General features: G+C 72.7%; 15 protein-coding genes. 4 read left to right on the top strand and 11 right to left on the bottom strand.

The annotated features are described in order from the left end of the window. Nucleotides 1-11: 11 nt before the first annotated feature. Complete coding sequence (locus ACZ6BB_RS02135; protein ID WP_471613413.1) at nucleotides 12-2,870, top strand: helix-turn-helix transcriptional regulator; 2,859 nt, start codon at nucleotides 12-14, stop codon at nucleotides 2,868-2,870. Between the two features lie 352 nt (nucleotides 2,871-3,222). Then, nucleotides 3,223-4,014, top strand: coding sequence for a S1 family peptidase (locus ACZ6BB_RS02130; protein WP_471613412.1), 792 nt, complete (start codon nucleotides 3,223-3,225; stop codon nucleotides 4,012-4,014). A 164-nt stretch (nucleotides 4,015-4,178) separates the two neighbouring features. Here ACZ6BB_RS02130 and ACZ6BB_RS02125 read toward each other — a convergent pair whose 3' ends face one another. Continuing rightward, nucleotides 4,179-5,309: a winged helix DNA-binding domain-containing protein gene (locus ACZ6BB_RS02125; protein ID WP_471613411.1), complete on the bottom strand. Its 1,131-nt coding sequence runs from the start codon at nucleotides 5,307-5,309 to the stop codon at nucleotides 4,179-4,181. A 538-nt stretch (nucleotides 5,310-5,847) separates the two neighbouring features. On the opposite strand from ACZ6BB_RS02125, the gene ACZ6BB_RS02120 reads away from it, so the two are divergent. Beyond that, nucleotides 5,848-7,032, top strand: coding sequence for a magnesium and cobalt transport protein CorA (locus tag ACZ6BB_RS02120; protein ID WP_471613410.1), 1,185 nt, complete (start codon nucleotides 5,848-5,850; stop codon nucleotides 7,030-7,032). A 439-nt stretch (nucleotides 7,033-7,471) separates the two neighbouring features. On the opposite strand, the gene ACZ6BB_RS02115 is transcribed toward ACZ6BB_RS02120, so the two are convergent. From ACZ6BB_RS02115 to ACZ6BB_RS02095, 5 genes are all read right to left on the bottom strand, one after another. After that, nucleotides 7,472-7,939, bottom strand: coding sequence for a Pycsar system effector family protein (locus tag ACZ6BB_RS02115; protein WP_471613409.1), 468 nt, complete (start codon nucleotides 7,937-7,939; stop codon nucleotides 7,472-7,474). Nucleotides 7,940-8,010: 71 nt separating this feature from the next. After that, nucleotides 8,011-8,934, bottom strand: a complete 924-nt coding sequence (locus ACZ6BB_RS02110; protein WP_471613408.1) for a hypothetical protein — start codon at nucleotides 8,932-8,934, stop codon at nucleotides 8,011-8,013. Then, the gene (locus tag ACZ6BB_RS02105; RefSeq protein WP_471613407.1) at nucleotides 8,931-11,003 is read right to left on the bottom strand and encodes a hypothetical protein; all 2,073 of its coding nucleotides are present in this window, start codon (nucleotides 11,001-11,003) and stop codon (nucleotides 8,931-8,933) included. Before ACZ6BB_RS02105 ends, ACZ6BB_RS02110 begins: the two co-directional genes overlap by 4 nt. Continuing rightward, a complete protein-coding gene (locus ACZ6BB_RS02100) occupies nucleotides 11,000-11,899 on the bottom strand; it encodes a hypothetical protein (RefSeq protein WP_471613406.1) in 900 nt (299 codons plus the stop codon). The genes ACZ6BB_RS02105 and ACZ6BB_RS02100 overlap by 4 nt, the downstream gene beginning before the upstream one ends. A 129-nt stretch (nucleotides 11,900-12,028) precedes the next feature. Beyond that, on the bottom strand, nucleotides 12,029-12,862 hold the full coding sequence (locus ACZ6BB_RS02095; RefSeq protein ID WP_471613405.1) for a Crp/Fnr family transcriptional regulator: 834 nt from the start codon (nucleotides 12,860-12,862) through the stop codon (nucleotides 12,029-12,031). Nucleotides 12,863-13,287: 425 nt separating this feature from the next. On the opposite strand from ACZ6BB_RS02095, the gene ACZ6BB_RS02090 reads away from it, so the two are divergent. Further along, nucleotides 13,288-14,073 carry an MBL fold metallo-hydrolase gene (locus ACZ6BB_RS02090; RefSeq protein ID WP_471613404.1) on the top strand — a complete coding sequence of 262 codons (786 nt, stop codon included), beginning with the start codon at nucleotides 13,288-13,290 and terminating at the stop codon, nucleotides 14,071-14,073. A 43-nt stretch (nucleotides 14,074-14,116) separates the two neighbouring features. On the opposite strand, the gene ACZ6BB_RS02085 is transcribed toward ACZ6BB_RS02090, so the two are convergent. The 5 genes from ACZ6BB_RS02085 to ACZ6BB_RS02065 form a co-directional block, all read right to left on the bottom strand. Further along, entirely contained in the window at nucleotides 14,117-14,812 is a 696-nt protein-coding gene (locus ACZ6BB_RS02085) for an alpha/beta fold hydrolase (RefSeq protein ID WP_471613403.1), read from the bottom strand. Nucleotides 14,813-15,086: 274 nt separating this feature from the next. Beyond that, on the bottom strand, nucleotides 15,087-15,998 hold the full coding sequence (locus ACZ6BB_RS02080) for an alpha/beta hydrolase (RefSeq protein ID WP_471613402.1): 912 nt from the start codon (nucleotides 15,996-15,998) through the stop codon (nucleotides 15,087-15,089). 200 nt (nucleotides 15,999-16,198) lie between these two features. Further along, a complete protein-coding gene (locus tag ACZ6BB_RS02075) occupies nucleotides 16,199-17,014 on the bottom strand; it encodes a VOC family protein (protein ID WP_471613401.1) in 816 nt (271 codons plus the stop codon). 153 nt (nucleotides 17,015-17,167) lie between these two features. Beyond that, nucleotides 17,168-17,836, bottom strand: a complete 669-nt coding sequence (locus tag ACZ6BB_RS02070) for an SDR family NAD(P)-dependent oxidoreductase (RefSeq protein ID WP_471613400.1) — start codon at nucleotides 17,834-17,836, stop codon at nucleotides 17,168-17,170. Between the two features lie 105 nt (nucleotides 17,837-17,941). Next, on the bottom strand, nucleotides 17,942-20,338 hold the full coding sequence (locus ACZ6BB_RS02065) for a SpoIIE family protein phosphatase (RefSeq protein WP_471613399.1): 2,397 nt from the start codon (nucleotides 20,336-20,338) through the stop codon (nucleotides 17,942-17,944). Nucleotides 20,339-20,366: the final 28 nt, after the last annotated feature.

Genomic DNA, 20,366 nt, shown 5'->3' with positions numbered 1-20,366 from the left:
AGCGGTGGCCCGTGCGACGGGAGTTCAAGGAGCCTGGGAGACCCCGCCCCGACCTGGTCATTGGCCGGGAGGAGCTGTTCGCGGGGGCGCGTGAGCAGCTGGCGCGGGGCGGCAGCGTGCTCGTGCACGGCTCCGCGGGGATCGGGAAGTCGACGATCCTGCGCGCTCTGGCCGCCGCGGACGAGGAATCGGCCCGGACGGTGCTGCGCTGCTCGGCCACCGAATCCGAGTCGCATCTGCCGTTCCTCGCGCTGACCGATCTGTTCGGGCTGGTCCTGGACGAGGTGTCCGACCAGCTGCCCGCCCCGCAGCGCACCGCGCTGGAGTCCGCGCTCACCGGCCGTGGCGAGTCCACCCTCCAGCGCGACGGGCTCGCGCTCCGGCTGGCGGTGCTGTCGACCCTGCGCGCCCTGGCCGCCAAGGGCCCGGTGCTGATCGTCGCGGACGACCTCCAGTGGCTGGATCCGGCCAGTGTCGAGCTGCTCGGGTTCGCGGCGCGGCGGCTGGGCGAGCTGCCGGTGCGCATGCTGTGCGCCGTGCGTACCTCGACGGACCCGCACGGCCACGAGCAGGACAGGTATCTACGCGCGTCCCCGCCCGACACCCTCGCTCTCCGGCTCACCCCGCTGTCCCGGACGCACGTCGCCGAGCTGCTGGAGAACCGCGGCTACACCGGGCTGCCCCGCTCCGCCGTGCGCGACATCCACCGCACCAGCGGCGGCAACCCGCTCTTCGCCCTGGAACTCGGCCGCGCCCTCGCCGACAGCCCGACGCCGCCGCGTCCCGGTGAGCAGCTGCCGGTGCCGACCTCGCTGCGGACCCTGGTCCTGAACCGGCTGGACATGCTCTCGGCCGAGGCCCGCCGCACCCTGCTCGTCGCCAGTGCCGGTGCCCGGCCCACCGTGGCGCTGCTGCGCGCCGCCGGCCGGGAGAACGCCGAGGCGGAGACCGCGCAGGCCGTCGAGCTGGGGCTGCTCGCGCCGGAGCGGGAGGGCCCGGGCGTGCGGTTCGCGCACCCCCTGGTGTCCGCCGCGCTGTACGCCGAGGCGACCGCCCAGGAGCGACGGGCCGCCCACGCGGCGCTGTCCACCGCCGCCGTCGACCCCATCGAACGGGCCCGCCACCTGGCGCTGTCCACCCACGGCACCGATCCGCTGGTCGCCGCACGGCTCGGCGAGGCCGCGGCCGTGGCCCGGGACCGGGGCGCGCCCTCGGTCGCCGCCGAACTGGGGCTCCTCGCGGCCCGGCGCACCCCGGCGGACGCGACACCGGGTCCCGACGAGCGGCGGCTGCAGGCCGCCGAGGACGCGCTGACCGCCGGGGAGAACGACCTCGGCCGGGACATCGCCCGTGAGGTGCTGAGCCGGGCCACCGAGCCCGCCGAACGGGTCCGCGCCTGGATGGTGGTGATCGACGCGGCCGGGCAGTCGCTCGCCGAGGTCGACGCCGTCTACCCGCAGGTCCTCGCCGACGCCGGCGACGACCCGCGGCTGCTCGGCCTGGTCCGCTACCAGCTGGCCTGGCGCGCCCTGGTCCTCGAGGGCGACTTCGCCCAGAGCCGGGAGGAGGCCGCCCGGGCCGCGGAGCTGGCGGCGCGCGCCGAGGACCGGCGCACCGAGCTGCTCGCGCTCTCCTTCCAGGCGCAGACCGAGATGCTGATGGGCCACCCGGACGCGCCCGTGACGATCAAGCGGGCGCTGAAGGAGCCGCAGGACCCGCAGCTCGCCTGCCACCACAACGGGGCGGGCGCGACCCGCTTCCGCTGGCTGATGATGAGCGACCAGCTCGGCGAGGCCCGCGCCACGATCACCTCGCTGCTGCGCGAGGTGCGCCGGCGCGGCATGGTCGAGAGCGAGGTGCACTACGTGCGCTTCCTCGCCGAGACCGAGCTGCGCTCCGGACACTGCGGCCGGGCGCTCGACCTCGCCCGCGAGGGATACGTCCTGGCCCGCGACTCCGGTATCGGCGAGGGCGCGTCCGCCATGCTCACCTCGCTCGCGGAGGCCGCCGGCGGTGATGTGGAGCGGGCCCGGGCGCTGGCCCGCGAGGCCGCCGACCGCGCCGAACAGGACGGCGACCTGATGTACCTCTCCCGCGCCCTGGGCGCCCTCGGGCACGCCCAGCTGGTGGCCGGGGACGCGCCGGGCACGGTGCAGTCCCTGCGCCGCGTACGGGAGTTGGAGGACGGGCTGGGGATCTACGACCCCGCGCGCGGCCGGTGGCACGGCGATCTCGCCGAAGCCCTGGTGCGGGTGGGCGAGTTGGCGGAGGCGCAGGACGTCATCGACGTCACCCGGCAGCAGGCCCTGCGGCTCGGCCGGGAGAGCGTGCTCGCCGTACTCGACCGGGCCGAGGCCCTGGTACGCGCGGCACGGGGTGAACAGGACGCCGCTGTACGGCAGTTGACGTCGGCGCAGGACCGGCTCGCCAAGCTGGGCTACGGCCTGGAGGAGGCGCGGGCCGCGTTCGCCCTGGCGGGGCTGCGCACCCTCCCGCAGGGACTCGGCCTCGCCCGGCCGGGAGCGGCACCGGCCTCCGGGCCCGGTTCGTACGACGAGGCGTCCCGGCTGTTCCGCCGCTGCCGCGCCCTGCCGTGGCTGCGTCAGGTGGAGGAGGCCTCCGTCGCCCCGGCGCCCCCGCAGCAGCCCGCGATCGCCCCTTCGGCACTGGACGCCCTCGCCGTGCTCGCGGCGACCGAACGGCAGGTCGCGGAGCTGGTCATGGAGGGCGCGACCAACCGGGAGATCGCCGGCCGGCTGTACATCAGCGTGAAGACGGTGGAGGCGACACTGACGCGCGTCTACCGGAAGCTGGGCATCCGGTCGCGTGTGGACATCGTGCGACTGGCGGCGGGACACCGTACGAACTGACCTCCCCGGCACCGGCTGACGAGCCCCTTCTCCCGGGACCTGGGCTCCGTCGTCACATTCCCGCTCTGCCGCGCCCGGGCGGGACCACGAGCGCGCGGCGACCTTGCGGCTCCAGCCTAGGCTCAAACCCCGGCCCGGGTCATCGAGGGTTTTCCCTCCCCAACTCCCTTAGGGGGATCCCCCCTTGGGAGGCGATCCCTCTCGCTCCTATTTTTTGTGACGTGCCGCACGCCAGGGCACACAGACCGGCCCGCCGCCCCCGCTCGGCTCCCCCGAGCGGGGGCGGCACCGCGGGCTCTGTGCTCCGACCCCCACCCGCGTGTCCCCACCGGCAAGTCCCCTGAGGAGAACCATGTTCGGGTTCCACCGTGTCAAGAAGTCGATGGTGGCCGCCACGGCCACCGCTGCCGCCGCCGCTGCCGCGCTGCTCACCGCGCCGGGCGCCGCCGCCGCTTCCCAGCCCATCGTGGGCGGCACGACGACCACGGCATCCGCGTACCCCTTCGTCATGCAGATCACGGACGCTTCTCAGGAGCAGTTCTGCGGCGGCACCCTCGTCTCGCCCACCAAGGTGATCACCGCCGCGCACTGCATGGTCGGCGAGACCACCAGCAGTGTCAGGGTCGTCGGTGGCCGCACCTACGCCAACGGCACCAACGGCACGGTCAGCCGGGTGAGCAAGATATGGGTCCACCCGAGCTTCCGGGATGTCAAGACGGGCGACGACGTCGCCGTGCTGACCCTGTCCACGGCGATGCCGTACACCACGGCGAAGTACGTCTCGTCCTCGAACACGGGCGTCTACGCGGCCGGCACCACCGCCCGCATCGTCGGCTGGGGAGCCACCTCCTCGGGCGGCAGCTCCTCCAACCAGCTGCGCACCGCGACCGTCCCGCTCGTGTCCGACTCCAGCTGCCGCACCTCCTACGGCTCCGACTTCATCGCGAGCGACATGGTCTGCGCCGGATACACCTCCGGCGGCGTCGACACCTGCCAGGGCGACAGCGGCGGTCCCCTGCTCATCGGGGGCGTCCTGGCAGGCATCACTTCCTGGGGCGAGGGGTGCGCGGACGCCGGGTTCCCCGGCATCTACACCCGGCTGACCACCTTCTCCAGCACGGTGGCCGCGCAGATCGCCTCGTAACCGAGGCCGGGCGCGCGCCGACAGGCTCCCGGGGCACGTCCCCGGGAACTCACAGGGGGCGCCGCGAACCTGCCACGAGCGGTTCGCGGCGCCCCCTCTCCATGGCCCGGGCGGGCGGCTGGTGACACGCTGCCGCGCCGGGTGTCACGCGGCCGCGCCGGGTGTCACGCGGCCACGGCGCCGAAGCGGATGTCGTGGGCGGTGCCGTCGGGGTGGGCGCCGCCCTCGTCCTCGCGCAGGGTCGTGAGCGTGCGTTCCGCCTCCGTCACCAGGTCGGCCCGCTGCTCCCGGGTGAGCGGGCCGAAGGGTTCGAGGGTGAGAGCGCCGTCGCCGAGCTTCCAGAGACCGGCCAGGAACCCGTCGACGAGGAAGGTGCGATAGGCCTGGTTCCCCTGCCAGGAACGGCCCTTGAGGTCCGGCGGAACCACGCGGGAGCGGTCGGCGTGGGAGAGGAGCAGGTTGTCGAACTCGGGGAGGAGCCGGGGCGGCGCCGGGGTCTCCGGGTCGGGACGGGGCGCGTCCGGGAGGTCGAAGAGTTCGGTGCCGCGGTCGTCGCGCAGGACGAGCAGCTCCGGGCGCAGCCGCTCGAACGCCTCGCGCAGGCGGGTCACTCCGGCCCAGGCCTGCATGTCCCGGACGGAGGCGGGTCCGAAGGCGGCGAGATAGCGCCGGACGACGGTCTCCGGCGCGGGGGCCGCCTCGGCGGGGCGGCCGAGCCAGTGCTCGGCGGTGGTCAGGGCGACCTGCCCGCTCCTGCCCCACAGACCGCGCGGGGTGACCTGCACGAGCGGCAGCCGGCAGCGGGCGGCCAGACCGAGGGCGAACGGGTCGGCGTCGGGCCACTCCACGATCAGCGCTTCGCGCAACTGCTTCAGGGTGCGCGGCTCCTCCTCGACGAGTTCCCGCGCGATCGTCTCCAGCCGTTCGAGGTCGACCCCGGCCAGCCCCTTGCGGAACATGTTCAGCTCCCGCTCCCGGGCCGGCTGCACCAGCGGCCGCAGGCGGAGGCAGTCCTCGGCGGTGTGCGTGTGGATGGTGGACCGCATGGTGACGATGCGTACGACCTCCCGGTCGGCCATCAGCGCCGACAACTGCTCGGCCGCGAAGCCGTCCAGCCGGGCGGCGAGGGCGTAGTAGGGCGGCCGTACGTTCTGTGCCTGGAGCCCGAGGAGGTGGGTGATGGCGGCGTGGGCGGACAGGGGCGCCCGATGCAGCAGGAGCTGGCGGGCCAGGGTCGCGCGGTTGAGCGCGAGGGTGCCGATCCGGGGGGCGGTCTGGGTCGCCTTGTTCGTCATGCTGCGCACGCTAGCGGGAGTTGCGGACAGGTTCTGTCCGCGATGGTCTCTGACGAGGTCGGTGTCTCCGCTGACCTGGTCGATGCCTTCGCGCGACGCGGTGCGTGCGACGGTCGGCCGGCACGGTCGAGGTGCCGTCACTCCCGGCGCGCGCACGTCGGCTCGGTCGATCCCCTCGTCCGGGGTTCGTGCGTACGTGGGCGCGGTCGGCCTCCTCGTCCGGCGTTCGTGCGTATGTGGGCGCGGTCGGCCTCCTCGTCCGGGGTGGGCGCGTCCGCCGTCGCGGTCGGCCTCCTCGTCCGCGCGCCCGCGCATCCGGCGGCGCGGTCCTCCGCTCCTCCGCGACCGGCGGGTCCCTGCCGTCTAGCCCGCCGGCCCTCCTGGGCCCCGCTCCACGACGACCCCACCGTGACGCCTCCTCCCCACCCCGACCAGCCCTCCCCGAGCGCCCCTTGCCGCTCCCGGGCCGTTTGCCCCGTATATCCTGCTCGGTGATCGCACAGTCGTACGTGTACGCGCAACTCGGGAGGCATCCGCGATGGCCGATCGACGCGCACGCCCGGCCCCCAAGGGTGCCGGTTCCGCCCCGAGGGACGGCCGGAAGTCCGGCTGGCGCCGCGCCCTGCCCTCTGCGACGACACCACCCGTCCCGCCCACGGCCCAAACCCGGGAACCGGCGGAGCGGGCACCGGCCGAGCGGGCGGCCAGCGTGGTGGAGGCGGCCCTGTACCAGGACGGCGTACGCGTCTCCTCCCCCGCCACGCTGGCCGACACCTACCGCGAGCTACGGGAGGCGCCGGCCGGGATGGCGTGGATCGGGCTGGCCCGCCCGACCGAGGGTGAACTGCTCTCCTTGGCCGACGAGTTCGACCTCCACCCACTCGCCGTGGAGGACGCGATGGAGGCCCATCAACGCCCCAAGCTGGAGCGCTACGGCGACACCCTCTTCGTCGTCCTGCGCGCCGCCCGCTACCTCGACGCCTCCGAGGAGGTCGACTTCGGCGAGCTGCACGTCTTCGTGGGCCCGGACTTCGTCATCACGGTCCGGCACGGCGCGGCACCGGACCTGTCGGCCGTCCGCCGCCGCATGGAGGAGACCCCGGAGCTGCTGAGACTCGGCCCCGAGGCGGTCCTCTACGCCATCCTCGACGCGGTGGTAGACGGGTACGCGCCCGTCGTCGCCGGGGTGCAGAACGACGTCGACGAGATCGAGACGGAGGTCTTCCGCGGTGACCCGGCCGTCTCCCGGCGCATCTACGAACTCTCCCGCGAGATGGTGGAGTTCCAGCGCGCCACCCGCCCCCTCGTCGGCATGCTCCACGGTCTCATGGCCGGCTTCACCAAGTACGGGACGGACGACGAACTCCAGCGTTACCTCCGCGACGTCGCCGACCACGTCACCCACACCAGCGAACGCGTCGACGGCTTCCGCCAGGCCCTCACCGAGATCCTCACGGTGAACGCCACCCTCGTCACCCAGCAGCAGAACGCGGAGATGCGGGCGTTGGCGGAGGCGGGCTTCGAACAGAACGAGGAGATCAAGAAGATCTCGTCGTGGGCGGCCATTCTCTTCGCTCCCACACTCGTGGGAACCATCTACGGCATGAACTTCAAGCACATGCCGGAACTCAAGTGGGCCGGCGGCTACCCTTTCGCGATCCTGCTGATGGCGGTGGTCTGTGTCAGCCTCTACGTCATCTTCAAGAAGCGCGACTGGCTGTAGACCGCACACCGGCGCCGTTGATCAACTTAGCTCTTGCGAACCCCTACGAGAGGCCCGCTGGGCCCCCTGGGGAGAATCACGCACCCCATGACCAGCGCTGGGACCGCATCGGTTCGCCGGGTTGATTGATCACGAGGCGAGGGCTGGTCCGCCGCCCCAGCGCAATCGCATTTCGCTGCGGATGCCGGCCCGTTCTCCGCCTTGGGCGGCCATGACGTCGGGGGCGGACATTGGCGTTGCGCCAGCACAGGCAGCGGTGCAGTGCCCGCGGACAGCGGCGGATCCGGTCGTGCGGGGAGAACCGGCATCCCGACAGCGTCCTCCCCCAGGCGGGGACCGGCAGCCGTCGAGCGGGGACGACCGTCCCCTGATCGCGCTGCGCGCGTCGGCAGCACGGGACCGGTCCCCAACTAGCGCCGAACCTCCCACTCGTTGCTGGTCAGCGACCGAGCGCAGCGGCCAGGAAGGCCGCGGTGATCGCCGGTAGCAGCATGACAATGGCGTACCGCACGCAGCGGTTCTTGGCTCGGGCGATCCTGCTGGTCTCCCTCAGCGCACAGAGCAGCCGGGGCTGGGGATCTGAGCCGTCCCGCCTGAGCCCAGCCGACAAATCGGCGCGCGTCTCCGCACGCACCACGTCTTCGTAGTATGCGAGGAGGCCGTGCCTCTCCCCGGCGCGTGCCCCACGGCGCGGGACGAGAGCAAGGAGCAGGAAGACCAACGCCCCGGTCGTGGTGGCCGCTGCCGTCCACCACAAGGAGACGGCCCACAAGGCATCGAGGGGACGCCGTACGAGAAGGAGCCCGAAGAGTGTTCCCCCAGTGGCCAGAAGAATGGCCGCCTTGCCGTCAGCTCGGCCGATCTCCAGATAGTTCTGCGCGATGAGTTCTCGTGACAGAACCACCACGCGGTCCGCGTCCGAGGCATGGCGTTCGGGCCGGGTTCTCCACTGGGCGAGGCGGGACGGTAGAGCCCGCATCACGGCGCCCCTCCGTGGAAGCCGTTCATGCCGCTGTGCGGTACACCCGCGTCACCTATCCTGCGCAAGACCTCATCGCCCTGGGGTACGCCGACTTCGCTGAGGAGGCGCGCCAGGTTCACCCCGACGAAGCCCCGGTCCTCTCTCGTCAGTCCCTGAAGCGTTGCCGCCAGCGTCCGCTCCCATCCGTCCCGTTCGGTGAGCAGGTCACCGTGTGCGACCGTCCAGTCGAGCACCTCCCTGGCCTGGTCGGGATGGTGAAGCAGCCAGAGTGCCGCCAGACCGACCGGCCCGCCGGCAACCACCTCGCGGTAGAAGCGGTACGCCTCGCGGTGGGCCTCGCCGAAGCCCGGCGGAAGGAGGAGTTCGGCAGGATGGTTCGAAGCCGGCAGAAGTCCGGCTGGAGGGTCCAGGAACCAGTAGGTCAGGCCCGTCCCGTCGATGCTCCGTGGCTGACCGGGGGGCTCGACCTGAGCGGTCCCGTACAGGATCGGCGGCTGTGGAAGGGGATCAGAAGCATCCGGCAGTCCGGCACTTCCACGGATGGCCTGGTCGATCAGCCGGCGCGCGGTGTCCTCCGTGAGGCCGCTGCGCGCCGCGATCACCGGGTTGCTGACGTTCCAGGCGACTTCGTATCGTGCTCGCGAAGGCGTTGTTGTCGCGGGGCTCCGGCGTGACACCTCCACCACTGTCCGGCGTTCCGACAGCGAGACCCACCCGATCGAGTCGAACTCCCGCCGGAAGGCCGCCCCGATCGACGGTCGGGGGTATCCCCAGATGTCTCCACCTCGGGGCGGCTCCAGGCGGTCCCCCTCCTGATCCGAGAGGAAGACGAGCGCGCGATCTGAAGATGATCCGAACCGTTGCCGCAGCAGCTGCCGAACCGGTGAAGACCTGACCGACGTGAACAGGGGCCTGCTCATGACGCACTCCTCCTTCGCAATGCGTTCGTCTGATCTCGGTGGCGCCCCAGTAGGAACCGGATGACTCCCCGACGATGGCGAGCGGTACGGGAGAACTCGCTCAACACGTGGTCGAAGGCCGCCCTCTGGAACATGTCCGGGTCGGCTTCGACCCGCCCAAGCCCTTGGGCCACCGCTTCGTAGGTGGCCGGGTCGTCAAGACCCAGCACGACGAGGGCGAAGCCCTGCGCTGGGTGGCGCTCCAGAGTCCGGGCCAGGCTCATACGGACGGCACCCGGTGCGCCCGGCGGGGGGAACGTCGAGAGGCACATGGAGTGGATCACGTGCACCGCCAGCGTGTGACGGGGGGTTCCCCGGCCGGCTTCCAGCCACCTCGTCACCGTCTCCAGGACCTCGATGTGGTTCGCCTCCTCGGTGAGGAGGGCGCCCAGCGCGAAGGAGACGGCGGAACGCAGTTTCGCGTCCAACTCCGCAGAGGAGCCGTCGAGGACTGTGTCCAGAAGTCTGAGGGCCGCGGCCGGCCGGGCGAGACCGTAGCTGCCCGCACAGGTCTCGGCGACCGTGCAGCGGAGAACTGCAGATGACCGGCTCCACCGGCGCATCTGCTCCTTGACCGCACCTGACACCAGGGGGTGCTGGACGATCTCTCCCAGCGCGACTGCGACCAGACGTCGGCGCCAGCGGTCGCCCGAGGAGGCGAAGCGGTGCAGCTGAGTCAGCGCGCCGGGGCCGGTGGCGTGTGCGAGCACCCGGCCGATCGCCTCTCCGGCGACCAGATCGAGGCCCGGTTGATAGCGCAGCTGCTCGAGCGCTCCCCACAGCACTTCAGGCATGCCTTCGAAGTCCAGCCACAGGTGGCGCAGGAGTGTCGCGGAGCGGTGCCTGCCGGAGAAGACGATCGGCTGCACGGGGTAGCGGTACCGGTCGGCGGGAGAACTACGAGGTGCCAGCGAGCGTGCGCCGATGGCTTCGAGCCGGTCCTCGAACGAGGGGCCGAGGACGTCCGGCGACTGATCCTCCGGGGGCTCGTTCTGTCTCGTCTCGGCAGCACGCGCGCCGAGCAAGGGGCGCAATGCTGTGGCGAACTGCTCGATCACCGTGCGGTCCTGTCCCGGCAGCAGAGCGACGGCCGCCATCAACGAGACCTTGTCGGCACTGTGCCGGGCCTTCGCGAGCGCGGACCGGGCAGCGGCCTCGGTGCCGGTCAGGAGCTCCTCGAGCACGGACCCGGTCGGTGCCGACGTCTCCGCGGACTGCCGCAACCCGTCCGATAGGTCGACGGCGTCGCCGGGCAGCGGATGCGTCGAGAGGTAGTCGGTGAACTCGGGGGAGGCCAGGTGCCCCAGTGCAGCGTCCAGTTGCGAGCTGTCGAGCCTCCCCTCAGCGGCCGCGAGCCGTAGTCGCCGCTCTGCGACCTCATGCGGTCCGGGCGCGGCATGCGCCTCTTCCCACCGGCTGCTGTCTGACGGCAACCGGGCATCCTGCGCCATGGTGACGACCAGGTGCGCCCCGGCGCCGTGCAGGGCCTCGGCCAGGCCCGCCAACCGCACACCGTCGAGAGATCGGGCGGAGGCCGCCGGCAAACCCTGCAGGACGTACCCACGGCCGGCCTTCGGCTGCCATGCCGACAGATCCCCCATCGCGTCCAGGCCCGTGACACCGCCCTCGCCGTGCCTTTCGGCGAGAAGGGCGAACGCCACCGTGCCGGCGCCCGTTCCGGCCCTCGCCCTGAGCAGCACGATCCGGCTGTCCAGCGCCTTCCGGCAGCGTGCGTACGACGGCGGTTCGACGAATCCGTACAGCCGGCCGCGCACCTCTTCCGCCGGATAAGGCCCCTCGCGCAGGCGCGGCTTGAGGATCCGCTCGGTGGCTTCGTCGGTCCACGCACTGATGTTCAGGTACGTGAAGTCGCCGCCGACGTTCCCCATCAACGCGACCCCGCTGTCCACCCGTTGGCGGCCCTCACGGAGAGAACTGTGCTGACCGGCCACCGGGCCAACCGACGGATCAGGCTGGTCGGTGTCCGGCCGGATGTCCGGCTCGGCGGCCCGGCCTGGTCCGGCGTTCATCGGTGGTCCCTGTCGCCGGCCCGCTTGTCACCCGCAACGTTGTCTCCGCTGCCCCAGTGCTGATTGGTTCCGCGGTACGTGGTCGCGGGCGCGGTATAGGTGAAGTCACGACCGACGTTGCCCATCACCGCGGCGCCTTCCCCGACGTGCTGGGAGTTTCCGCTGTACTGCGTGCCGGGCCCCTTGTCCGGCGCCACGGCGGGCGCCGTCGGCACCGCGCCTACGGGTTCCTCACGCGGCTGGATGCCCGCCCGCGCGAGGTTCCCGGAAGGCGAAGGAACGTACAGCCAGGCCCGCTGCGAGAAATTCTTGCCTTCGACGGTGGCAGACACTTCGACACACCGGTCGGGGTGGAGTCCCGTGTAGGCGCCCAACACGACGTCTTCGTAGACCCGTTCCGAGACGATTGCGGCGAGGTGGGTCACCTCCTCGCTCGCCGCGGCGAGGATCGCCTTGACCGGACGCGAATCCAGGAGCCGGTGCATGTCGTTGCGGGCCGTGCCGTTGCCGTCCCCGGGCTCGCCCCCATCGGGCAGTGGGCCGACGTGAATGCTGGCCCGCAGCCTGATCCGCGGGCCGACGGCCTGCCGGTTGTACAAACCGAGCACGTCGTCCAGAACGCCCAGGAAGGGCCAGAGCACGAAGGGCAGGTGCACCGGGTCGAACCCGAAGACGACACCGTCCCCCGTATTGGCGGGAAACCGCTGGGCATCGCGCAACTGGTGCAGGCCGGCCCGCTCCAGGGCCTGGTCCACCAGCTGGGGAATGAGCTGGCTGACCGGGCCGTGCTGAGCGGCCGGCAGGCCGGTGAAGTCCTTCGCGTCAACGGCGAACAGGGCGCGGTAGGGCGGGAGCGGTCGGCTTTCGGCGTACGGCACAGGCATGGGTACAGCCATGCGGAATCTCCTCACGGATGGTCCGGTAAGTAGCCGTGGTCGGGCTGCTTCGAGGTTCCATCCGCACCGCTCCGCCGAGTGCACAGCGCTGGGCGCATGGGGTGTGACCCGAGTCACAGACCGCCGTCCTCAGTCGGCCGCCGCCCAGCGCTGCAGGGCCTCAACGTCCCTGATGACGATCACCCGCCGCGCCGTTTCGACCAGCCCGACGGCCCTCAGCTGCCGCAACCCGCTGATGACCGCATTGCGTGTCACGCCGATAGCCTGCGCGACCTCTTCCTGGTTCAGGCCCGTCAGCCGAACGGCGTTGTTCTCCGCCATCTGATCGGTGAGCACGGCCAGCCTCAGCAGCGTGCGCGCCAGCCGCGCGACCAAGGGCAAGGTCTGCAGTTCACCTCGATGGAGGTCTGACTCGCGCATCCTGGCGAGTGCCTGGCGCATCAGATGGATGACCAATCCGCGCTCCTCGACGAACCGCACGAAACGCTCGGCGTCCAGGACGACCGCAACACAGGGCGTGAGGGCGACAACGTCTGCCGTGCGTGAAGTGCCGTTGAAGACCGAGACCTCTCCGAGGAGGTCCCCCGGCCCTCGGAACGCGAGCCAGGTCTTGCCACCGTTCGGCTCTCGGCACACCACTTTGGCCAACCCGGAGGTGAGAGCCAGGAGGTGCGTCCCGGGAGAACCTTGTCGCAGCATCACACTGCGCTCCGGAAACATCCTGGTCACGCCTTGACTGCGCAGGTCGCGCCAGACTTCGTCGGACAGCACGTGTCGCCTTCCCATCACGCCCACACCGGTGCACATCGAACCCACGAGTTTTACGCCGATGCTGCGGGCGGCATCGACGATCAGGTGACGTTGACCGAAAGCGATCGCGGCGGTCCCGCTCAGCTCGCTGCTCGGCCGCGAGCGCCGGTGCCTGCTCCTGGGAAAGGCCGAAAGCGGCTCGTCGTGGCCCATCTGTGATCCGCCGCGCTTCTTGAGGGGAGCTGCGGCCGTGCGTCTTCACTCGCGCAGCGGTCGCGGACCGGGCCAGGATCGGTCTTCTGACGACCCGTCGCCCAGAGCCCCAATGGGCCCCCTCGCCGAGGAGGACGTGATCGGGACCGAGGTTCGCGCCCCTCGCCGGCCGCGGAGCGACCCGCGGCCTGATCGACATGTTCGTCGAACCGCCGTCCACCGCCCCGAGGCTCACCCTGCACCTGGCCCGTACGTCCGTGAAGCGCGCCCCGTGGGCATGGCCGCCGGCCCTCGTCCCGATCCCCGCCGCCACTGACCTCCGTGCCGGCGGATCGTGGCCGTACGCTGTCTCCCGGTCCTCTCGGGAAGGGGGCCGGGAGCGGGTCCTGCCGCTCTCCCGTCGATGTCCCGAAAGCGGTGCCGCCGTGAAGGTCCATCACCTCAACTGCGGGACCATGGTCCCGCCGCTCACCGGCGCGCTCGTGTGCCACGTCCTGCTCGTCGAGGCGCCGAGCGGGCTGGTGCTGGTGGACTCCGGGTTCGGGCTGCGCGATGTCGCCGATCCCCGGGGACGTCTGGGGCGGGACCGGCGGCTGCTCAGGCCCGTGCTGCGGGCCGAGGAGACGGCCGCGCGTCAGGTCGAGGCGCTCGGGTTCCGGCGTGACGACGTCCGGCACATCGTCGTCACCCACTTCGACCTCGACCACATCGGAGGGCTGGCCGACTTCCCCGACGCACAGGTGCACACGACCGCCGCCGAGGTGCTGGGGTCCATGGTCTCCCCGTCCCGGCGTGAGCGGTCCCGGTACAAGCCGGTCCAGTGGGCCCACGGTCCGAAGATCGTCGAGCACACCCCGGACGGCGAGGCGTGGCGCGGCTTCGCCGCCGCCCGGGAACTCGACGCCGTCACCCCGGGGATCGTCCTGATCTCCCTGCCGGGCCACACCCGGGGTCATGCCTGCGTCGCGGTGGACACCGGACCCCGCTGGATCCTGCACGCCGGTGATGCCTTCTTCCACCGGGCCACGCTCGACGGACACCCGGTGCCGCGCACCCTCCGCACGGTGGAGAACCTGCTGGCGGACGACCGGGGGCGGGTCCGCGACAACCACGCCCGGCTGGCCGAGCTGCACGGGCGCGTGGATCCCGGCCTGACCATCGTCAACGCGCACGACCCCGTGCTGTTCGAGAGGGCACGCGGATCGGCGTGAGAGCCGGCCCGGACGCTCCCGGTGCGCGAACGGGCCCGGGACGTCAGATCCAGCCGTCCAGGGACTTCATGAAACCGTCGAAGTCGTCGCGGTGGATGGTGTGTCCCGCGCCGGTGACGGTACGGACCTCGAAACCCGCCGCCCGGAGTCGGTCGGTGTCCTCGGGACCGACCAGGAAGCTGGGGTCGGCGAGTTGGACCAGGGAGGGCACGGCGGGGCGGTCGGGGACGAAGCCGGTGAGCGGGCGGCCGCCGAGGAAGTGCGCGGAGGCGGCGTCCCAGGCGGCCAGCGTGGCCATCTCGATGTCGACGTCCTCGGCGTCCCAGCGCGGGTTGAGCGCGACGGTCTGCCCGCGGGTGGCGTGCTTGAAGGAGGCGAAGATCTCGGGGCCGATGTGCCGGGCGGGGTCGGCCGACGACCAGGCCGGGTCCGAGTAGACCGCCCGCAGGGGCCGCAGCCGCTCCACGGCGAGGGACAGGGTGAGCCCGCCCAGGGAGTGGCCGAGGGCCAGGTCCGCCTGCCGGGGCAGTGTGTCGACGAGGTCGTCGGCGAAGAGTTCCGGGCTGTACGCGCCCCGCGGCGAGGTCCCGTGACCGCGCAGGTCCACGGCGATCACCCGGTAGCCGCGTTCCACGAGCGCCGGGGCCACCCGTCGCCAGGTACGGGAGTCGGACATGATGCCGTGCACGAGCAGGGCGGTCCGGTCGCCTGCGCCCCATTGGCGGGTGTGGAGCCGCACGTCACGCCTTTCGTCCGCGGGGACCGGCGACCGCCGGCCTCGTGTCGGGTCTCGCATCAGGTCTCGCGCTCGGCCTCAGGCCAACACCGCCGGCCCCGCGCCGACGAGCGTGCCGGATCATCGGGCGGGCGCGGGACAGTGTGGCTTCCGGCACCCAACAGGCTTACGGAGACGCCTCGTTGGGTCTGCTCCACGGCGTGGGCCGTACGCGGGCGGCGAGTCGGGCCGTCCGCGGGGACGCCGCCGACGGCGCGATGACCGCGGGCGAACGCGGTCAGGCAGCGTCGGGGACCGTGGTGCCGAGGGCGGTGCGCAGGGAGTCGGCCATCAGGGCTATCGCCTCCTTGCCGGCCGGTACCGGGCCGGTGTGGGTGAAATAGTGGTCGACGCCCTCGAAGAGGCGGTGGGTGACCGGTACACCCGCGGCTGCGAGGGCCTTGGCGTAGGCGTCGCCCTCGTCGCGCAGCCGGTCGTTCTCGGCGGTGATGACCAGGGCGGGCGGCAGTCCGGCGAGGTCGTCGGCGAGTCCGGGCGAGACCAGGGGATCGGCACGGTCGGCCGGGTCGGGGACGTACGCGGCGGTGAAGATCCGCATGAGCTGGGGGCTGAGCAACGGCTTGGGGATGCGGGACCGCTTGGTGGCCGGGTCGGCGAGCTGGTCGAGCGGCGCGGAGTCGATGATCTGGAGGCGCGGGGTGAAGGTGCCCCGGTCGCGGGCCGTACGGCAGACCCCGGCGGTCAGGTTGGCTCCCGCGCTGTGTCCGCCCACGGCGACCCGGGAGCCGTCCCAGCCGTGCGCCGGGCCGTTCTCGACGATCCACTCGGTGACGTCGTATGCCTGGGTGACGGCGGTGGGGAAGGCCCGCTGCGGCGCGACGGCGTAGTCCACGTTGACGACCACACACCCGGCCGTGGCCGCTATGTAGCGGCAGATGTGGTCGTCCTGCTCGGGGCGGGCCACGATGAAGCCGCCGCCGTGGAAGTTGACGTACACGGGGGCCGGGCCCGCGGTGTCGGCCGGCGGGCGGTAGACGGTGCAGTCGACCGGGCCGGCGCCGGTCTCCACCCGGAGGGTTTCCGTCCGCTTCGGGACATCGGTGAAGCGCAGGTCCTTGTGGATACGGGTCATGACGCCGCTGAGCAGCAGCTGGACCCCTCTTGCCTGCATTCTGGCACTGAACGACATGATCGGCCCCGCCCATCCCTGCAACCTTGAATTAACAGGATTCCTGTTGATGGGATGATGACCGCTGATCCTGTTTCGCGCAATGGCCGAGAGGCGATGGAGGACGAAAAGGCGGCGAGGGCGCGGAGTCAGCGCTCGCCAGGGGCGAGGAGTCGGCTCTCGGCGGAGGCGCGGAGCCGACTCTCGGCGGGGGCGAGGAGTCAGCCTCCGGTGGGGGCGAGGACCACGAAGTCCGCGCCGGAGGGATCGAGGCAGACGGCCAGCCGGCCGACGTCCTCCATGTCGACGGGCCCCATCTGCACACTGCCGCCGTGTCCGGTGACGGCCGCGACCGCGGCGTCGCAGTCCGTGACAGCGAAGACGGGGTGCCAGTAGGGCCGTCCGTCCGTCGGCCCGAGGTCCTCCGGGCGGAGTTGCATCACGCCGCCCTGCATCCGCTCCTCCGGGAGTCCGGCGGGCGTGACGAGGTGGTACGTGCCCGCGCCGCCCGGCAGGGGCATGTCGCCGAACTGCCAGCCGAACACGCCGCCGTAGAACTCCTTGGCGGCCGCGGCGTCGGTCGTGTACAGCTCGGTCCAGGACAGCGAGCCCGGCTCGTCGGCCAGCTCGAACCCGGCGTTGGCGCCCGGCTGCCAGACGGCGAACTGGCCGCCGAGGGGGTCGCTGAACTGTGCCATCCGCCCCCAGTCGCCGAGATCCCTCGGCGCCACCCGCACCGTGCCGCCCGCACGCTCCACGGCCTGGGTCGTGGCGTCCGCGTCGGTGACGGTGTAGTAGATCATCCAGGCCGGGCGCGCGCCCTTCTCGGTGAGTTCGCCGAGCCCGCCGACGACCTTGCCGTCCTTGCGGAACACGCCCCCTTCGCCTTCCATGCCCTCGTCCGCCTCCCCGCCGCCCCCCATGGGCTCGTACTCCCAGCCGAGCACCGAGTGGTAGAAGGCCGCCGCGGCCGGTACGTCGGGAGCGCCGAGGTCGAGCCAGCAGGGGGAGCCGGGAGTGAGGTCGGTGGTGATCACGGGATGTCCCTTCGCGTTCGCGGATCCGGTGATCTCAGCCTGACACCCGCCCCGCACGACCGCGCGTCGGCCGCGTCACGGGCGGGCGGACGGGTAGGTGGGCGGGTGGAGCTGCTGCTGGGGCCGTCGGCGGCGGTACGCGGCGCGAAGCCCCTACGCGGCGTCCAGGTCGTCGGCGAAGTGGCGGAAGCCGTGCCGGTCGCGGTGCAGACCCCACAGGGTGTCGGCGAGGACGGCCGGGTCCTTCCTGGGGTGCCCGGCGACGATCGCGCCGGGCACGACCAGCTGGGCGACATGGATGCCCTCCCCCGCGAGGGCGTCGTGCAGCAGGTGGCCGTACGCGCTCTCCGCGGCGAACGCGACGGACGTGCCCGCCCGGTCCGGGTGCGGGACCACGGACGTGCCGCCGTTGACGAGGAGGACGGTGCCGCGGCCGAGGTCGCGCATGCCGGGCAGTACCTGCCGGACGGCGGCGACCGCGCCGTAGAGGGAGAACTCGATCGGGCCGACCAGGTCGGCGTGGCTCGTCTCCAGCACCGGCCGCATGAAGTCGGGGTGCGGCAGCGGGCTGTACTGCAGGACCTCGACCGGCCCGAGGGCCGTGTGCGCCGCGTCGAGCGCGGCGGTCAGGGCGGCCGGGTCGCGCACGTCCGCGGCGAAACCCCGGGCCGTGACGCCCTGGTCGGCCAGGCCGGCGGCGAGTGCCTTCGTCCGCTCGGCGTCGCGGGCGACGAGCGCCACGGCGAACCCCTCACGGCCGAAGCGACGGGCGACGGCCGCGCCGAGACCCGGCCCGGCTCCGATGACGGCGATGGTGCTCATGGCTTCCAGCCTTCCTTGCCGAGGGACGGGGCCCCGGTGACACGCTCCATGATCCCCATCGTGACGTACCGCGCGCCGGGGGCGGTACCGCCCCCGGGGGTGGGGCTAGAGGACGGTCAGGGGCGGGAACGGGGCGGCGGCGGAGGTGTTCAGCTCCGCCCAGACCGTCTTGCCCCTACGGGCCCGGCGCGTGCCCCAGCGCTCGGCGAGCTGGGCGACCAGGAGGAGGCCCCGGCCGCCCTCGTCGAAGACACGTGCGCGGCGCAGGTGCGGGGTGGTGCCCCCGGAGTCGGAGACCTCGCACTGGAGGGTGCGGTCGTGGATGAGGCGCAGCCGGATCGGGGGCCTGCCGTAGCGGATGGCGTTGGTGACGAGTTCACTGGCCACCAGCTCGGCGGTGAACTCCGCCTCCGCGAGGCCCCAGTCGCCGAGCTGCCGGGTGACATGGGCCCTGGCCCTCGCGACGGCGGCGGGTTCGGCCTCCAGGTCCCAGGTGGCGACCTGACCCGCGCCGAGGGCCCGGGTCCGGGCCAGGAGAAGGGCCACGTCGTCCGGCGGCCGGGCGGGCAGCAGGGCTTCGAGCAGGGCGTCGCAGGTGGCCTCCAGGGAGGGCGCGGGCCGGGCGAGGGCGTCACGCAGCCGGTTCAGGCCCGCGCCGATGTCGTGGTCACGTGCCTCGATCAGGCCGTCGGTGTAGAGCGCGAGCAGACTGCCCTCGGGCAGGTCGATCTCCGCCGTCTCGAAGGGCAGCCCGCCCAGGCCGAGGGGCGGGCCCGGGGGCAGATCGAGGATGTCGACGCTGCCGTCCGCCCGCACCACGGCGGGCAGCACATGCCCGGCACGGGCGAGGGTGCAGCGGCAAGAGACGGGGTCGTACACGGCGTAGAGGCAGGTGGCACCGATGTCCCCGCCCTCGCCGACGGCTTCGGCCGCGCTGGCACGGGGGGCCGCCGTGCCCGGGGCCGCCGCCATGAGGGGTCCGGCCCCCGTGGCGGCCCCGGCCTCGTCCCCCGCCCCACCCACGTCCTCTCCCTCGTCCTCCACCTCCGCGGCCAGGCGGATCACCACGTCGTCCAGGTGGGTGAGGAGTTCGTCGGGCGGCAGGTCGATGTCGGCGAGGGTACGTACGGCGGTCCGGAGGCGGCCCATCGTGGCGGCGGCGTGGACGCCGTGGCCCACGACGTCCCCCACGACGAGGGCCACCCTGGCCCCCGAGAGCGGGATGACGTCGTACCAGTCGCCTCCCACACCTCCGCGGGCGTCGGCCGGCAGGTAGCGGAAGGCGACGTCGACGGCGGACTGCGGCGGGGTGCGGCGCGGGAGCAGGCTGCGCTGCAGGGTGAGGGCGGTGGCGCGGGCATGGGTGTAGCGGCGGGCGTTGTCCACCGCGACCGCCGCGCGGGCGGCGATCTCCTGGGCCAGCAGCAGGTCCTCGTCGTCGAACGCGTCGAGGTTGCGGTCCCGGCAGAACTGCGCGACACCGAGCGTGGCGCCCCGGGCGCGCAGCGGCACCACCAGCGTGGAGTGGACCGGTCGGGCGCGGCCGGGCGGCACGCCGTCCACGGCCGCCGGGCCACCGTCCTCCCCGGCCGTGCCGTCCCCGCCCCGGGCGGCCCGGTCCGCGGCCTCGGCACCGTCGTCACGCCCGTCCTCCCCCGCGCACCCTCCGTCCGCGGGCCCCGCGCTCTCGTGCGGTCCCCGGCCGCCGGCGTCGAGCCGGTGCCGGGTCGGCCGGCCCGTGCTCAGGGCACGGGCCGGTGGTGAGCCGGGCGGGAAGGTGTGGGGGCGCCGACGGGTGGGCGCGGCGTCGGGGTGGGCGGCCGACCGACGGGCCAGGCGGTGCAGCACGGGTGAGGCGGGCGGGACGTCCGCCGGGGTGTCGTGGGCGTCGAGCGCGGAGTGGAGGAGGTCGACGGTGACGAGGTCGGCGAAGTGCTCGGTGGCGAAGTCGGCCAGTTCCTGGGCGGTGCGGGCGATGTCGAGGGTGGTGCCGATGCGCATGCTCGCCTCGTTGACCATCGACAGCCGCCACCGCAGCCGCCGGTCCCGTTCCTCCTCGTACGCCACAACGCCCTGCTCGGAGGTGCGGTCCACGTACCCGGTCGCCGTGGCGATCAGGCTGCGGGTGGCCTCGCCGATCAGGGCCGCGTCGTCGGTGCGCCGGACCATCTCCTCCAGCAGGTGGTCCAGGACGATGGCCTGGCCCAGCCGGAACGCCCGCAGCCACGCGCTGACGGGGACGCCGTGCCGGGCGACGCGGCGGACGCGCTCCAGCTCGGTGTCCGGTACCTCGATACCGCCCGGGTCGACGCCGTACTGAAGGGCGGACAGCACCGCCGTGACGTGTTCGGCGACGTTGTCCGAGCCCATGGCGTCGGGGTGCTCCCACAGTTCGGGCAGTTCCCGGCGCAGGCACCACTCCACCTCGGCGGTCAGCTCCCCCGCCCTGGGGACGAGCTCACGCGCCACTCGGGACACAAGACCGTCTGCCGTGAGGTCCACAGTCACGACGGTACGCCGAACCACCGTC

This window comes from Streptomyces sp. NPDC041108 (assembly GCF_055592645.1).
This window is presented reverse-complemented; position numbering and strand designations above follow the sequence as displayed.

Bases quoted from the DNA above. Each gene is read 5' to 3' on its own strand.
- ACZ6BB_RS02130 (WP_471613412.1), top strand. From the start codon at position 3,223: ATGTTCGGGTTCCACCGTGTCAAGAAGTCGATGGTGGCCGCCACGGCC.
- ACZ6BB_RS02125 (WP_471613411.1), bottom strand. From the start codon at position 5,309: ATGACGAACAAGGCGACCCAGACCGCCCCCCGGATCGGCACCCTCGCG.
- ACZ6BB_RS02120 (WP_471613410.1), top strand. From the start codon at position 5,848: ATGGCCGATCGACGCGCACGCCCGGCCCCCAAGGGTGCCGGTTCCGCC.
- ACZ6BB_RS02110 (WP_471613408.1), bottom strand. From the start codon at position 8,934: ATGAGCAGGCCCCTGTTCACGTCGGTCAGGTCTTCACCGGTTCGGCAG.
- ACZ6BB_RS02105 (WP_471613407.1), bottom strand. From the start codon at position 11,003: ATGAACGCCGGACCAGGCCGGGCCGCCGAGCCGGACATCCGGCCGGAC.
- ACZ6BB_RS02100 (WP_471613406.1), bottom strand. From the start codon at position 11,899: ATGGCTGTACCCATGCCTGTGCCGTACGCCGAAAGCCGACCGCTCCCG.
- ACZ6BB_RS02095 (WP_471613405.1), bottom strand. From the start codon at position 12,862: ATGGGCCACGACGAGCCGCTTTCGGCCTTTCCCAGGAGCAGGCACCGG.
- ACZ6BB_RS02080 (WP_471613402.1), bottom strand. From the start codon at position 15,998: ATGTCGTTCAGTGCCAGAATGCAGGCAAGAGGGGTCCAGCTGCTGCTC.
- ACZ6BB_RS02070 (WP_471613400.1), bottom strand. From the start codon at position 17,836: ATGAGCACCATCGCCGTCATCGGAGCCGGGCCGGGTCTCGGCGCGGCC.